A 14,505-nucleotide genomic window follows, 5' to 3' on the forward strand; every position below is an offset into this window, starting at 1 on the left:
AATCCCGGTCAAAAATTGACCGGGACCTATATCTTGAGTCCTGACTCTAAAAGTCCTGAATCTATTTTTTTGCTAATTCTTCTGCCATAGCAGCGCCAATTTCAGCAGGAGATTCTACAACGCGGATACCACACTCTGCCATGATCTTCATTTTTGCAGCAGCAGTATCATCAGCGCCACCAACAATAGCACCCGCGTGGCCCATACGGCGGCCCGGAGGCGCAGTTTGGCCGGCAATAAAGCCTACAACAGGTTTAGTGCCATGCTCTTTTATCCAACGGGCAGCTTCTGCTTCCATACCACCACCGATTTCACCGATCATGATGATACCGTGTGTGTCAGGATCATTCATTAACAATTCAACAGCTTCTTTGGTTGGTGTACCAATAATAGGGTCGCCACCGATACCAATAGCAGTAGTGATACCTAAACCGGCTTTAACAACCTGGTCAACAGCTTCATAAGTTAAGGTACCAGATTTTGATACCACACCCACATTACCTTTTTTGAAGATAAACCCAGGCATAATACCAATTTTAGCTTCATCAGCAGTGATGATACCAGGGCAGTTAGGGCCAATTAAACGGGTGTTTTTATCACTGATATATTCTTTAACCTCGATCATATCCTTTGTTGGGATACCCTCGGTGATACATACTATAACTTTAATACCTGCTTCGGCAGCTTCCATAATAGCATCAGCACCAAACGCAGGCGGAACAAAAATGATAGATACGTCGGCACCGGTCTGGTCAACTGCATCTTTCACTGTGTTAAACACAGGGCGGTCTAAATGGCTTTGGCCACCTTTGCCCGGCGTAACACCACCAACAACCTGTGTACCATAGGCTATCATTTGCTCAGCATGGTATGAACCTTCTTTACCTGTGAAACCTTGTACGATAACTTTTGAATCTTTATTTACGAGAACGCTCATCGGCTTTTGATTTTTGTATGGCAAAGCTAAAGTTATTGCCCTTAAAGTCAAACTTATTTTTAGCCTTGATGGCATTTTTACGTCAAAATATTTTCGCAATTGTTGGCGGTACCCCGGCCGGCAGGTTTAAAAGATGTTAACCTTAATCAGTTTTTAATTTTTATGCCGGATCTCTCATTGTAAAAACGCCCAATAGAACAAGAAACCGATTGGTTTAAGCGGTTAAAAACTGTTAAATATCTTTTAATTAACTTTTTGACTACTTAATTTAGTTGCAAAGCGCCCGCCATGAAAAACCTTGCCTTTTTAATACTTGTTGTTTTCAGTTTAAAAGTATCGGCGCAAAACGTGAGCGGTTTTGTGGTAGAAAAAGACACCAAAAAACCGATGCCTTTTATCCTTGTATCAACAAGCGGAACAAATGTATTCACTAATGAGGCCGGCGGCTTTACCGTACGCGTAAGGCAGATAAGCGATACCATTAAAATAAAAACCATGGGTTATAAACCTGTAGTGATCCCGGTAACGCCTTTCAGCGGACAATTAAAATTAATAGAACTCATACCCGAGACCTACCGTTTGCGCGGTGTAACCATCTCTGCTTATAAACGCTACCTGCAGGATTCGTTGGATAACCGGCGAATATTTGCAAAACAGTTTGCGTTTAAAGGTCCGGCGCTTACAGATGTGATGCACCATAGCAGCACAGATGCCCCTTTTGCCTTTGTAAACGTTGACCTGCTATCACTTTATAAAACCATCTTTAAAAAGAAAACGAAGCAATACAGGTTGCAGCAAGCGATGTTAAGGCTTGAACATGATAATCACGTTGCCCTGCGTTTTAACCGGGGTTTGGTAACCAAAGTAACAGGCATGAAAGGCGATTCTTTAGATACTTTTATGGCCAACTATCAGCCGCCTCAATACCTTATAGACGGCATGACGGATTACAACCTGATGCAGTACATCAAAGAGAATTATACGCGCTACAAAAATCTTAGAGGAAAGGATGCGCCCACACAAGTTGATTTTAAGAAAGGGGTTTTAAATTAGTACGCCCCCTTCAGGAGGCTGTGTGGCTTGAGCTAAACTCCCCCTCACTTTTCGCGATCACAATAGTAGCCACACCATTGCCTATAACGTTAGTGATAGCACGAGCCTCGCTCATAAAACGATCTACTCCCAGCAAAATAGCCACACCCTCTACCGGGATAACCTTAATGGCGGCCAACGTTGAGGTAAGTACGATAAAGCCGCTCCCTGTTACGCCTGCTGCACCTTTTGAGGTAAGCATTAATATCCCGATGATGGTAAGCTGTTGCTCCAATGAAAGATCGATCTTAAAAACCTGTGCTAAAAATATGGTAGCCATTGAAAGATAGATGGTAGTGCCATCCAGGTTAAAGGAATAACCGGCCGGAATAACCAAGCCTACCACAGATCTTGAACAGCCAAACTTTTCCAGTTTTTCCATCATCCCCGGCAATGCCGATTCTGATGAGGACGTACCCAAAACGATCAGTATTTCCTCTTTGATGTGTTTTAAATACTGCCACAAGCTGAATTTGAACAACGCAGCAATAATGTTGAGCACCACGAAGATGAACAGAAACATGGTCAGGTAAACCGAGCCCATCAGCATGGCCAATGGCTGCAGCGTTTTTATTCCGTAGGTACTGATGGTGTAAGCCATCCCGCCAAAGGCGCCAAGCGGGGCAACCTTCATCACTATCTTCATGATATTAAAGAACACCTTGGATAGTTTATCAAACGTTTGTATCAGCGATTCGCCTGCCTTTCCCATGCGGCTCAAGCCAAAACCAAACAAAATAGCGAAGAACAATATTTGGAGGATATCGCCATCAGCAAAAGCTTTGAACAGGTTCCCCGGAACGATGTGGGCGAAAAATTCGCCCCATTTCATGTTAGCGGCGCCCTTTTCATATTCTGCCAGTTTAGACGAATCTACCTTTACGTGGTTATTGATAAAGTTTGAACCAGGCTTAATGATATTTGCAACAGCAACGCCTATCACCAAAGCAAGGGTTGTTACCAATTCAAAATAAAGCAAAGCCTTCCCCCCAACCCGGCCAACCTTTTTCATATCGCTCATACCTGCAATACCCAGCACTATCGTAAAAAAGATGATCGGCGCTATCAGCATGGTGATCAGGCTGATGAAAGTCTTGCTGATCAATTGCGCCGTGGGTGCAAAATCTTTAAAGTACAAGCCTACCAATACCCCCAGCAGGATAGCAACAATAACCTGGAAAGTAAGATTGGAAAGCAGGCGTTTCATGGTTAGAGATTAGTTGATCAGAGATTGGTTAATTAGTGGTTATGCAGAGTGTTAAATATAGTGTTTTAGAAATCATTCACTAATCTCTACTCACCAATTAAATCCTTCCCATCACCCCATTATAGATCATTTGCCCGGCGAGGAAGGTTACCACAATGGCAAACACCCATCTTAGCCAGCCTGATGATTTGGTGTGTACCAAAATTTTTGAACCCGTCATGGCGCCAAGCAATACGCCAATAACCACCGGCATCGAAATGCCCGGATCGATATAGCCACGCTGCAGGTATACCACGGCGCTTGCCGCAGCCGTTACCCCTATCATGAAATTACTGGTGGTGGTTGATACTTTGAACGGGATACGCATAATGGTATCCATAGCAATAACCTTAAGCGCACCAGAACCAATGCCTAACAAACCAGATATAACGCCGGCAAACAGCATCATAAAAAAGCCGCCGCTTACATGGGTTACCCCGTAATCTATCTGCTCGCCTTTACCATTTGGATAGCTGCCGTATAGTTTAAGTTTGGCTGCCAGGTAAGTTGGTTTAGCTATAATTGTCTCCGCCTTCTTACGTAGCGACATCAAAGCTGAGAAGATCAGAATAAGGCCAAAAAGGATGGCAATAAATTGCGTTGGTATATAAACCGCTATTAATGCGCCAACCAGCGCACCTATGGTAGTAGCTATTTCCAGGAACATCCCCAGCCGAATATTGGTTATGCCCTCTTTTACATATGCTGCTGCCGAACCCGATGAGGTTGCAATTACCGATATTAAAGAAGCGCCGATAGCATAATGGATGTTTACACCCAGTAAAATAGTAAGTAAAGGAATGATAACAACACCGCCGCCCAGCCCTGTTAAAGAGCCTAACAACCCGGCGAAATATGCACCTACAAGAATAATAGCTGTAAAAACAAGTACCGACATGAGTTGGTATAATTGATTGCGGTAAAGGTAAATTAAGATTTTAAGGTTATGCCATTGCGTTGATTATTCAATATTCAATTTTTGCGCGACTACGTCTTTCAATTTGGAAAGGTCGTCTTGAATTATTGACCAAACAATAGAATCATCGATACCGTCATAATTGTGAATAAGAATATTTCTAAACCCAATAATGTCACTATGAAATTCAATTAATTCTTTTGGGTCGATATCTTTTATTTTCTTGACAGCCTCGCCAACTATTCCTAACTGTCTTTCAATGGCGCTTTTAGTTTTTCGATCAACTGTATATTCTTCAAAAAGATTTATCGGTCCGAGGAATTCCTCTATAAGATTTATGCTACTTACTATGTCGTTATATAGTTTAGCTTTCCTGTAGTTCTCTCGCATAAACTATCTGTTTTGATGTTCCTATGTACTCTTCAAGGATAGGATTTTTTATAGAATCAAAAGTTAGAAGATCGACCTTTTTTTTAAAATAGCTTTCCAGCTTGCTGTATAGACTCAGCAGTAACTTACCCTTAAAAACGGGGTCTGTTTCGTATAGCTCAACTATAAGGTCAACGTCACTATCATCGGTGGCCGTACCTTTTGCTAACGAGCCAAAAGCATAAAGTTCTTTTATCTTATGTACTTCACACAAGTTAATAAACTCCTGCGATTGAAATATCGGTGAATCCTGAAGCATATGTAAATGTACAAATTTAACCTTATACATTAAATCTTGAATATCTTTGGCACCAAATGGGATACAAAAGCTTACAAGCCTGCATAGCCGATCTTGAGAAACATGGTCACCTCGTACGCATAAAACAGGAAGTTGACCCTTATCTGCAAATGGCGGCGATACATTTGCGCGTGTTTGAGAATGAGGGCCCTGCCATACTTTTTGAGAATGTAAAAGGCAGTAAGTTCCCGGCTATATCTAACCTTTTTGGTACGCTGGATAGGTCGAAATTTATCTTTAGGGATACATTGGAGAAGATAAAAACCCTGGTCGAAATCAAAAACGACCCTATTAAAGCCATTAAAAATCCTTTTAAATATGCCAATACTGCCTTAACAGCTTTATCGGCTTTGCCGATGCGTGTAGGCAAAAATGCACCGGTGGCATTTGGCCGTACGCAGATAAGCGAACTACCGCAAGTGGTTAACTGGCCCATGGATGGCGGCCCATTTGTAACCATGCCGCAGGTTTATACTGAAGACATTGATAGGCCGGGCATTATGAATGCCAACCTGGGTATGTACCGTATCCAGCTTGGCGGTAATGATTACGTGCAAGATAAAGAGATAGGTTTACATTACCAGTTGCACCGCGGTATCGGCGTTCACCAAACCAAGGCCAACGCTAAAGGGCAACCATTAAAGGTGAGCATATTTGTTGGCGGCCCGCCGTCGCACCCTGTTGCCGCGGTTATGCCGCTGCCCGAGGGATTAAGCGAGATGACTTTCGCAGGGGCGTTGGGTAACCGTCGCTTCCGTTATTTTTATGATGCTGAGGGTTTCTGTATCTCCGCTGATGCTGATTTTGTGATCACCGGCACGGTTATGCCGATGGAAAACAAACCCGAAGGCCCGTTTGGCGACCATTTGGGTTATTACAGCCTCACCCACCCTTTCCCGCTGATGAAGGTGCATAATGTTTATCATCGCAAGGATGCTGTTTGGTCTTTTACGGTAGTGGGCAGACCTCCGCAGGAGGATACAAGTTTTGGCGCACTCATACATGAGATAACTGGTAGTGCTATTCCAAAAGAAATACCCGGCCTGCACGCCGTTAACGCTGTGGATGCTGCAGGTGTTCACCCTCTGCTTTTTGCCATCGGCAGCGAGCGTTACACGCCTTATGTACAAGAACGCCACCCTGCAGAACTGATAACCATTGCCAACCATATTTTGGGTAAAGGGCAATTGAGCCTTGCCAAGTATCTTTTCATTGCGGCGAAGGAAGATAACCCTCAATTGAATGTTAATGACATTGGTGCATTCCTGAAACATATTCTGCAACGCGTGGACCTAACCCGCGACCTGCATTTTCATACCCGTACCACTATCGATACGCTGGATTACAGCGGCGAAGGCCTTAACAGCGGCAGTAAAGTGGCGGTTACCGTTGCTGGTGCCATCAAACGTGAGTTATGGACGGAGCTGCCCGCCAGTTTCGATCTGCCGCGCCCTATTGTGAATTACAAAATGGCTATGCCGGGCGTACTGGCCGTAGAAGTGCCAAAGAACATCCGCCAAAGCGATCTGCCGCTGATACTGGAGTTTCTACAGGAACATTTAGGCGATGCTGATTTAAATGGGTTGCCTTTAATAGTCCTTTGCGACGATGCTGCATTTACTGCCGCCAGTATCAATAACCTGGTTTGGGTAACGTTTACCCGTAGCAATCCAAGTCATGATATTTACGGTATCAACAGCTTTACCGAGAACAAACACTGGGGCTGCCGAGGCCCGCTGATCATTGATGCACGTATAAAACCGCACCATGCCCCTGTATTGGAACGCGACCCTGCAGTTGAGAAAACCGTTGATGCTATGGGTGCCAAAGGCGGTGTGTTGCATGGGATAATTTAAACAAAGATTTGATGGTGAGGTGGACTAACAGCTCATTAGGCGAAAGGGTGTTCGAAAAGTTCAGACTGACAGCGACAAGCTCAGATCAAAAGCGAAAGTGTTCACGTTCACGGCATGAACACTCGTGAACACCGTGAACGCTGACCCATATTTGTCAGTAAAACTACAACACATCGCGCATTTACTTTTCACCCTCTTTGCGAAGCAGAGAGGGTCGCGCACGAAGTGTCGCGGGGTGAGTTACCTCGCAAATTTACTCACCCCGACATCTCAGCCTACCGGCGGATCGTCGCATCTCTCTTCGCTTCGCGAAAAGAGGATAGGAAAATTTCTTGCTATTTACTATCCCAAAACTTTAATCCTGATAATTCATTAATCCCGTGAATCCTGATTCAGACAACCTTTGCGTTAGGGATTGCAGTGGATACAGGCCATGTGCCTAATGCCCGGCGGCGTATGAACGAAAAGCCCGGCCTGCCTAACGGCGGTAAACGCCCAAATCAAAGCCGTTCTGTAAAAAACTGGTCACTAATCTCCGGCCTCTAATCTCTAATTATTATCTTAGCGACCTTTAATATTTGAACATGAACAGATTTCACGGAACAGGAGTGGCAATGGTTACTCCTTTTCAGGCAGACGGAGAGGTGGACTACCCGGCTTTAAGTAAGCTGATAGGCCACCTGATTGATGGCGGGGTGGAGTACCTCGTATCATTAGGTACAACCGGCGAAAGCGCCACATTGACTAAGGAAGAGAAGAAGAAGGTGTGGGAGTTTACTGCTAAGACCGTGAATAAACGTGTTGCGCTTGTTGCCGGTATTGGCGGCAACAACACACGCGAAACTGTTGCCGAAATTGCTGAATTTAATATCGATGGCTATGATGCAATCCTTTCGGCAAGTCCGCATTATAATAAGCCTACGCAAGAAGGTATTTACCAGCACTACAAGGCTATCGCCGAAGCTGCAAAACTACCGATCATCCTGTACAACGTACCAAGCCGCACAGGCTCTTCTGTGGCTGCAGAAACTACCGTGCGTTTAGCCAAAGAATTTAAGAACATCATCGGTATAAAGGAAGCATCCGGGAATTTCGATCTGCTGAACCAACTGTTCCGCGATAAACCGGAAGATTTTTTGGTGATATCCGGCGATGATCCCATCTCGTTACAAATGGTTGCAATGGGCGGCGTTGGTGTGATATCTGTAGTTGGTAACGCTTTGCCGCGCCAGTTTTCAGACATGATCAGAAAATGCCTTGCGGGCGATTTTAAAGGCGCACACGCTTCGCATTATAGTATGATAGAGTTTACACGCCTTATGTTTGCCGAAGGCAGCCCGGCAGGTGTAAAATCAGCACTGAGGCAATTAGGCGTTTGCGAAGATACCATACGCCTTCCGCTGGTTAATATTAGCGCCGCTGCTGATGCTAAGATCGGCGAGCAGTTGAAGGTGGTGAAGTAAGAGCCCCGTCTTTTGCATACCCATGTCATTGCGAGGATCGTGAGCGACGTAGCAATCTCCTCGCTTACATTAACGCGAGGAGATTGCCGCTCTATCGCTCGCAATGACATATAGAATAATAATCAAATAAAAAATCCGGTAACTTCTCAGCTGCCGGATTTTTTATTTTAAAAGTAAATTAACCTTATGCGGGCAAATTATTCTTTGTTTTTGGTATCCTGAACCTCAAGACGGATAGCTTGTGCTAAGTTCTTAAGATCCTGCATACCTTTACGAACGCGGGTACCAGCAGCGCTGTTACCTTTGTTGTAAAATTTGTCAGCATCTGCCTCTAATGATGCAACCAGTTGTTTTACTTCTTCGAATTTTTTCATTGTGACTACTCCTTTAAATTTGAGGTTTACTGTTTAATTAAAGCTAAGCTAATTGCTTTTATCTAAATTAAAAATTTTTTTAGGCATAATAAAAGGGCATCTACGCGGTTTTTTTCCACATTTTTAGCTATAAACAAGCAGTTTTTAAAGCTTTTTGAAGTATACTGCAACAACTGTTTAAAGGCCAGTTTGACATTTATTGTGTTTTTATTTACTAACTCATAATTTTTTTATTTAACATTTAACCAAACGCCTTTCTAGTTATAAAAACCGCATCCATTTGCTTTAAATGGCATAAACAAAAAAATCCTGCGTGTTTTGCGCAGGATAATAAAGTTTTTTTAAAAATCTATGATGCGATAGCTTCCTTATAGTGTCCGTCGGTAAGTTTTGCTGCTACGGCGGCAAAGGCTGTTAGCGTCTTGTGTACGTCATCAAGGGTGTGCAAGGCGGTTGGTATCAGCCTAAGCATAATTAAGCCCTTAGGGATAACCGGATACACCACAATAGAACAGAATATATCATGGTTTTCTCGCAGATCGCGGGTAAGGCTTGTTGCTTCCATCAGGTCTCCTTTTAAAAACACCGGGGTTACCATACTGTTGGTTACACCAATGTCAAAGCCATGTTCCACTAAACCTTTTTGCAGGGTTGTAGCTACCGTCCATAATTTTTCGCGCAGCTCTGGTTTTGATTTAAGAAGCTCGAAGCGTTTTTTTAAACCTATCACCATTGGCATAGGTAATGCCTTGGCGAAGGTTTGAGAACGCATATTATAGCGCAGGTAACTGATGATCTGGCTATCGGCTGCCACAAAAGCGCCTATGCCTGCCATAGATTTGGCAAAGGTTCCAAAAAAGATATCGATCTCCTCAACGCAATCCTGCGCCTCGTGGGTACCCGCACCGGTTTTACCCATAGTGCCAAAGCCGTGCGCATCATCAACCAGTATTCGGAACTTATACCTGTCTTTAAGCGCAACTATTTCTTTTAGCTTACCCTGCGCACCAGACATACCAAACACACCTTCGGTAATTACCAGGATGCCGCCACCGGTTTGCATAGTGATACGCTCTGCGCGTTGTAATTGCTTTTCAAAGCTATCCACATGGTTATGCTTGTAAACAAAGCGTTTACCCATATGCAGGCGAACGCCATCAATGATGCAGGCGTGCGATTCAGCATCGTACACAATAACGTCGTTACGGTCAACCAATGCATCTATAATAGATACCATACCCTGATAGCCGTAGTTCAATAAAAAGGCTGCTTCTTTGCCTACAAACTTAGCAAGATCGTTCTCCAGTTCTTCGTGATGTTTTGTGTTGCCAGACATCATCCTGGCACCCATGGGGTAAGCCATTCCGTAATCAGCCGCCGCTTTAGCATCGGCCTCGCGCACTTCGGGGTGATTGGCTAAACCCAGGTAATTATTAAGGCTCCACACCAGGTGGGTTTTGCCATTAAATTGCATGTGAGGTGCTATCTCACCTTCTAACTTTGGGAACGAAAAATATCCGTGCGACCACTTTTGGTGCTGCCCTATCGGCCCCCCAACGTTCTTATTGATCTTGTCAAATAAATCCAAAATAGTTTCTCTCTAAAAAATAACACATCAAATATAGCCTAAGGCAGGCTGATTAAACCACAAATGGGCGCTTTGTTGCAAAACTAACTTATAGCCAATTTGTTTGAACCAGCTTTTTTAGAAAGGTTTAGGAAAGTAAAAAGCCTTCCAAAGTTAATTTGAAAGGCTTGGGATCGGGTTTAATCAATTAGTCGACATTGTCATGCAGGAACGAATTGTTGTTCCTGATCTCGGTTTTGCCATCGCTATCAGGCAGTAACGAGAACCTTGACACCTGGCTTTCATCAGATGCCGGCGTTTGTTGTAATGCAATCTCTTTGCGTTTGTAAGCCGGTACATTTTCCAGTTCCTGGATGTTACCGTTACGCAGTTTCATGCTCAGATCCTTAAGGCGCATAATACGCTCACGCGATTTACGCAGTTGCTCCTCTATAGACTCATCCGTTTTGCCGTCATCAGCGCTAAGTGCCTGTGGTTCCGGTTCTGGTTCCGGCTCGGGCTGTTGTATCGGCGCTGCAACCGGCTCAAAGTTCATAACTGTTTCAGTCACCTTAAAAGTAAACTCCGTAGCATCGGTTTCTTCCGGTGCTGCAGGTGCCTCCTCAGTAAGGTTATATCTAACAACATTGCCTTCATGTTTGTCCTGCTCTTCGGCACGGGCAAACAGATCAAACAAACCGGTTTGTTTCGGCTCTTCCTTAACAGTGCTTTTCATGTAAGGCTGCGCAACCAGGTCGGTATCATCTTTAACCGGGGTGATAAATTCATTTACAGGTTTTACCAGTGGCTCATTCTCAGGCACCAGCATTGATACTACTTTCTTATTGTTGTTCTCTTTCTCGCGCTCGTCTTTGGTTTGGAAACCGGTTGCAATAATGGTTACCGATAACTTATCGCCTAAGTTCTCGTCCTTACAGTTACCCCAGATAAGGTCTGCAGCAAGGCCGGCTTCTTCCTGTATGTAATCAGTAATAATGCTTACCTCATCCATAGTAACTTCGCTGTCACCAGAGCTTATGTTCAGGAGGATGTAACGTGCACCTTCAATTTCATTATCTTTCAGCAGCGGAGATGCCAATGCACCCTCAACCGCCTTTAATGCACGGTGTTCGCCTTCGGCGCTACTGCTGCCCATTATAGATACGCCGCTATCTTTCATAACGGTGCGTACATCTTTAAAGTCAACGTTGATATAGCCGGGCAGGGTAATGATCTCAGCAATACCTTTAGCGGCAGTTGTTAAAATGTTATCGGCCTGTGCAAATGCAGAGCTCATGGTTAAGTTACCAAATATCTGGCGAAGCCTGTCATTTGAAATAACCAGGTATGAGTCTACATACTTTTTAAGTTCTTCCATACCCTCCTCAGCCTGCATTTTACGGCGCTTGCCTTCAAAAGAGAACGGAGTAGTAATAATGCCTACGGTAAGGATATCCAGTTCGCGGGCAGCCTTCGCTATGATAGGGCTTGCACCGGTACCGGTACCACCGCCCATGCCAGCAGTGATGAAAAGCATTTTTGTATTGCTGCCCAGCATTTCCTTAATGTCATCAATGTTTTCTATGGCAGAGTTTTTACCAACTTCGGGGATAGAGCCGGCGCCCATACCTTCAGTTAAGCTGGCACCCAACTGCACCTTGTTTGGAATAGGGCTCAGTTCGAGCGCCTGGGCATCGGTGTTACAAATAATGAAATCAACACCGGTGATTCCCTGCCTGTACATATGGTTTACTGCGTTGCCGCCGCCACCGCCAACACCAATAACTTTGATGATAGACGATTTTTCCTTTAACATCTCAAACTGCATAATCCTTATTTTCAGCTATATGTATTTCGACGATTAGATAGATTTACTTAATGTAATGATAACAGTTTTTCCACAGGGTTTTTCCACAATCGTTTATAATGTGGAAAAGTTATTGTTTGTGGAAAAAGTCCTTGTCTCAACTCCTCGCGAGTTTTTACTCACCCCGACGTTGCTTCGCTCGTCGACCCTCTCTTCGCTGCGCGGAAAGAGGGTTTTGCTCCTTTCTTTGCTTCGCAAGAGGGGTTGGTGGTGAGTCTATTTCAAGAAATCCTCATCTTTTATATCGTCCTTAATAAATTTCTTACCCGATTCTAAAATTTTGGTCAGCAAGCCAAACTTGCGGTCATCAGTATATTTTACCTTTTCCTGTTTAACCGTTGAAGCTGCAGGTGTTGCCGTTACCCCATCATACTCCATCTTTTGGATACCTTTTATCAGTAAGCCAATACCGGTTGCGTAGGTAGGGCTTTGCATATCCTCATATGTAGCTTTAGGCAATACTTCGTTTTTGGCCAGGTGCTCGTTAGGGTAACCTACACGGCAATCTAAACCGGTTACGTACTCTATCAGCTGGGTTAAATGCTTTAACTGAGCACCACCACCGGTTACTACTATACCTGCTATCAGCTTTTTCTCGTAGCCTGATGATTTTATTTCGTAGTAAACATGCTCTATGATCTCCTCCATACGGGCTTGTATCACAAAGGCAAGATTTTTAACAGAAATCTCTTTTGGTTCGCGGCCACGCAGACCAGGAACACAAACGATCTCGTTCTCTTTATTCTCCTCGGCCAAAGCAGAACCAAACCTTACTTTCAATTGCTCAGCAATGTTGCGCATAACTGAACAACCTTCGCGGATATCTTCAGTTACACTATTACCACCAAACGGAATAACTGCAGTGTGGCGTATAATACCTTCGTGGAAAATAGCCACGTCTGTTGTACCGCCACCTATATCTACCAGCACAACGCCTGCTTCTTTTTCTTCCTCGCTCAGTACGGATTCTGATGAGGCAAGTGGTTCAAGGATCAGTTCCTGGCTTTCCAACTGTGCTTTGTTAACACATTTTACAATATTCTTAATGGCAGTTACCTGGCCTGATATGATATGAAAGTTAGCCTCCAAACGCACTCCTGCCATACCGATAGGATCTTTGATACCCGGCTCGTTATCAACGGTGAATTCCTGTGGCAGCACATGGATGATCTCCTCGCCCGGAGGCATTACCAGGTTGTACATATCTTCAACCAGTTTATCGATATCCTTACGGCCTATCTCCTGCGACAGGTCGCGGCGGGTAATTAAGCCCCTATGCTGTAAACTTTTAATGTGCTGGCCGGCAATACCAACATTTACGATCCTTATCTCAACGTTCGACTGCGAACCGGCCACATCTACTGCCTGTACTATGCCCTGCACGGTTTTATCAATATTTGATACCATACCACGCGTGACACCCGCCGACTCCGCCTTTCCTATCCCTAAAATCTCGATCTTGCCATTCTTGCTCCTGCGGCCAACAATTGCACAAATTTTAGTAGTACCAATATCAAGGCCTACTACAATTGGCGAGCTTTTCTCTTGTGTCGAACTTTTGTCCATACTTTTAATTTTTAATAGATGTCTTTTTATCCGTACTTTCTATAACCGGCGCATTGTCTGCCTTCGCCGTGTCCAGTTTAATTTGTGCACGCTTTATTGAATCTGCCTCAAATGCCTTGCGGCGTTTAAGCGAGTCTAAAAGCGTTTCGTTCTTAACCCCCACTACCTGGTTAAGGTATTTTATATTGATAACTTTATAAGCTTCCCAGCCAACAGTTGGCAGTGCCTGCTTGTAAAACACTTTCAAGTTATTGAAACGTGTACTTAACGAATCGGCATTACCCAGCAATATGCGCTGGTTGCCTACCCGCGGTATCAGCTCTATCTCATGGTTCTCATTCACGTAGATCTGCGCTATCTGCGCTTCCCACAGTGAATCCTTCCTGATGAAATCTGCAGTTTTGTAAATATCCTTTGCTAAAACGGTGTGTAATGAATCTACCTTGTTGGCAAATAACTCATCAATAAAACCATTAGCAACCAATACCCTTGCGGTAAAGTTTTGCGATAGCGGCATTTTCATGCCATGTTCGTCTACATAAAAATCCTGGTCAAAGCGGTTCATTACACGCAGCATAGGCTTGCGTTGTACTACCTCTACCTGCAAAGTGCCATCCATATCCTCGTAAACGCGGGCATATTCCACAAATGGGTTATGCTTTAGCTTATTTTCCAAAGCATGGATGTCAATATTCTCCAGCCTGCGGCCAACCAGGTTTTTACCACTTGCGCCCAAAATGTTGTCTATCTCCTGCCTGTCGATAAAGTACTGGTTGCCAGGAATAAATACCTTTACCTTTTTGCAAACCAACTCTGCCTTTTTCACTTCAATGAAACTCATGAGCACCACCAGGCCCGAGAGGCTTATCAGCCAACCCAAACTAATTAAGAGTG

At 44.2% G+C, this 14,505-nt stretch carries 14 protein-coding genes; 4 read left to right on the forward strand and 10 right to left on the reverse strand.

Annotation, left to right across the window (positions count from 1 at the left end):
- Nucleotides 1-61: 61 nt before the first annotated feature.
- Entirely contained in the window at nt 62-937 is an 876-nt protein-coding gene (sucD, locus tag FPZ42_RS01430) for a succinate--CoA ligase subunit alpha (RefSeq protein WP_146268718.1), read from the reverse strand.
- Between the two features lie 288 nt (nt 938-1,225).
- On the opposite strand from sucD, the gene FPZ42_RS01435 reads away from it, so the two are divergent.
- Nucleotides 1,226-1,990 carry a carboxypeptidase-like regulatory domain-containing protein gene (locus tag FPZ42_RS01435; protein ID WP_146268719.1) on the forward strand — a complete coding sequence of 255 codons (765 nt, stop codon included), beginning with the start codon at nt 1,226-1,228 and terminating at the stop codon, nt 1,988-1,990.
- Nucleotides 1,991-2,000: 10 nt separating this feature from the next.
- Here the strand turns inward: FPZ42_RS01435 and dctA are convergent, their stop codons facing one another.
- From dctA to FPZ42_RS01455, 4 genes are all read right to left on the reverse strand, one after another.
- Entirely contained in the window at nt 2,001-3,236 is a 1,236-nt protein-coding gene (dctA, locus tag FPZ42_RS01440) for a C4-dicarboxylate transporter DctA (protein WP_146268720.1), read from the reverse strand.
- Between the two features lie 97 nt (nt 3,237-3,333).
- Nucleotides 3,334-4,173: a sulfite exporter TauE/SafE family protein gene (locus tag FPZ42_RS01445; RefSeq protein ID WP_146268721.1), complete on the reverse strand. Its 840-nt coding sequence runs from the start codon at nt 4,171-4,173 to the stop codon at nt 3,334-3,336.
- Between the two features lie 63 nt (nt 4,174-4,236).
- Entirely contained in the window at nt 4,237-4,581 is a 345-nt protein-coding gene (locus FPZ42_RS01450; protein ID WP_146268722.1) for a HepT-like ribonuclease domain-containing protein, read from the reverse strand.
- A complete protein-coding gene (locus FPZ42_RS01455; RefSeq protein WP_146268723.1) occupies nt 4,556-4,879 on the reverse strand; it encodes a nucleotidyltransferase family protein in 324 nt (107 codons plus the stop codon). Before FPZ42_RS01455 ends, FPZ42_RS01450 begins: the two co-directional genes overlap by 26 nt.
- Before the next feature lie 56 nt (nt 4,880-4,935).
- Here FPZ42_RS01455 and FPZ42_RS01460 point away from each other — a divergent pair, with 56 nt between their 5' ends.
- The 3 genes from FPZ42_RS01460 to dapA all read left to right on the forward strand — a co-directional run bounded on the left by FPZ42_RS01460 (nt 4,936) and on the right by dapA (nt 8,237).
- On the forward strand, nt 4,936-6,774 hold the full coding sequence (locus tag FPZ42_RS01460; RefSeq protein WP_146268724.1) for a UbiD family decarboxylase: 1,839 nt from the start codon (nt 4,936-4,938) through the stop codon (nt 6,772-6,774).
- Nucleotides 6,775-7,194: 420 nt separating this feature from the next.
- Nucleotides 7,195-7,320 (forward strand): hypothetical protein, encoded by a 126-nt coding sequence (locus tag FPZ42_RS19305; RefSeq protein WP_261382204.1) that lies wholly within the window; start codon nt 7,195-7,197, stop codon nt 7,318-7,320.
- Nucleotides 7,321-7,358: 38 nt separating this feature from the next.
- Complete coding sequence (gene dapA / locus FPZ42_RS01465) at nt 7,359-8,237, forward strand: 4-hydroxy-tetrahydrodipicolinate synthase (RefSeq protein ID WP_146268725.1); 879 nt, start codon at nt 7,359-7,361, stop codon at nt 8,235-8,237.
- A gap of 197 nt (nt 8,238-8,434) precedes the next feature.
- Here the strand turns inward: dapA and FPZ42_RS01470 are convergent, their stop codons facing one another.
- The 5 genes from FPZ42_RS01470 to FPZ42_RS01490 form a co-directional block, all read right to left on the reverse strand.
- Nucleotides 8,435-8,611, reverse strand: coding sequence for a histone H1 (locus FPZ42_RS01470; RefSeq protein WP_146268726.1), 177 nt, complete (start codon nt 8,609-8,611; stop codon nt 8,435-8,437).
- 349 nt (nt 8,612-8,960) lie between these two features.
- Nucleotides 8,961-10,199, reverse strand: coding sequence for an aminotransferase class I/II-fold pyridoxal phosphate-dependent enzyme (locus tag FPZ42_RS01475; RefSeq protein WP_146268727.1), 1,239 nt, complete (start codon nt 10,197-10,199; stop codon nt 8,961-8,963).
- A 187-nt stretch (nt 10,200-10,386) separates the two neighbouring features.
- Nucleotides 10,387-12,006 carry a cell division protein FtsZ gene (gene ftsZ, locus FPZ42_RS01480; protein ID WP_146268728.1) on the reverse strand — a complete coding sequence of 540 codons (1,620 nt, stop codon included), beginning with the start codon at nt 12,004-12,006 and terminating at the stop codon, nt 10,387-10,389.
- 255 nt (nt 12,007-12,261) lie between these two features.
- Nucleotides 12,262-13,611, reverse strand: a complete 1,350-nt coding sequence (gene ftsA / locus FPZ42_RS01485) for a cell division protein FtsA (protein WP_146268729.1) — start codon at nt 13,609-13,611, stop codon at nt 12,262-12,264.
- Nucleotides 13,612-13,615: 4 nt separating this feature from the next.
- Complete coding sequence (locus FPZ42_RS01490; protein WP_186458664.1) at nt 13,616-14,491, reverse strand: cell division protein FtsQ/DivIB; 876 nt, start codon at nt 14,489-14,491, stop codon at nt 13,616-13,618.
- Nucleotides 14,492-14,505 lie beyond the last annotated feature (14 nt).

Origin of the sequence: Mucilaginibacter achroorhodeus (assembly GCF_007846095.1) — a bacterium.
Taxonomy (GTDB): domain Bacteria; phylum Bacteroidota; class Bacteroidia; order Sphingobacteriales; family Sphingobacteriaceae; genus Mucilaginibacter; species Mucilaginibacter achroorhodeus.

What these genes read in the sequence shown, in the direction of transcription:
- sucD (WP_146268718.1), bottom strand. Translation starts at nt 937, where the DNA reads ATGAGCGTTCTCGTAAATAAAGATTCAAAAGTTATCGTACAAGGTTTC.
- FPZ42_RS01435 (WP_146268719.1), top strand. Translation starts at nt 1,226, where the DNA reads ATGAAAAACCTTGCCTTTTTAATACTTGTTGTTTTCAGTTTAAAAGTA.
- dctA (WP_146268720.1), bottom strand. Translation starts at nt 3,236, where the DNA reads ATGAAACGCCTGCTTTCCAATCTTACTTTCCAGGTTATTGTTGCTATC.
- FPZ42_RS01445 (WP_146268721.1), bottom strand. Translation starts at nt 4,173, where the DNA reads ATGTCGGTACTTGTTTTTACAGCTATTATTCTTGTAGGTGCATATTTC.
- FPZ42_RS01450 (WP_146268722.1), bottom strand. Translation starts at nt 4,581, where the DNA reads ATGCGAGAGAACTACAGGAAAGCTAAACTATATAACGACATAGTAAGT.
- FPZ42_RS01455 (WP_146268723.1), bottom strand. Translation starts at nt 4,879, where the DNA reads ATGCTTCAGGATTCACCGATATTTCAATCGCAGGAGTTTATTAACTTG.
- FPZ42_RS01460 (WP_146268724.1), top strand. Translation starts at nt 4,936, where the DNA reads ATGGGATACAAAAGCTTACAAGCCTGCATAGCCGATCTTGAGAAACAT.
- dapA (WP_146268725.1), top strand. Translation starts at nt 7,359, where the DNA reads ATGAACAGATTTCACGGAACAGGAGTGGCAATGGTTACTCCTTTTCAG.
- FPZ42_RS01470 (WP_146268726.1), bottom strand. Translation starts at nt 8,611, where the DNA reads ATGAAAAAATTCGAAGAAGTAAAACAACTGGTTGCATCATTAGAGGCA.
- ftsZ (WP_146268728.1), bottom strand. Translation starts at nt 12,006, where the DNA reads ATGCAGTTTGAGATGTTAAAGGAAAAATCGTCTATCATCAAAGTTATT.
- ftsA (WP_146268729.1), bottom strand. Translation starts at nt 13,611, where the DNA reads ATGGACAAAAGTTCGACACAAGAGAAAAGCTCGCCAATTGTAGTAGGC.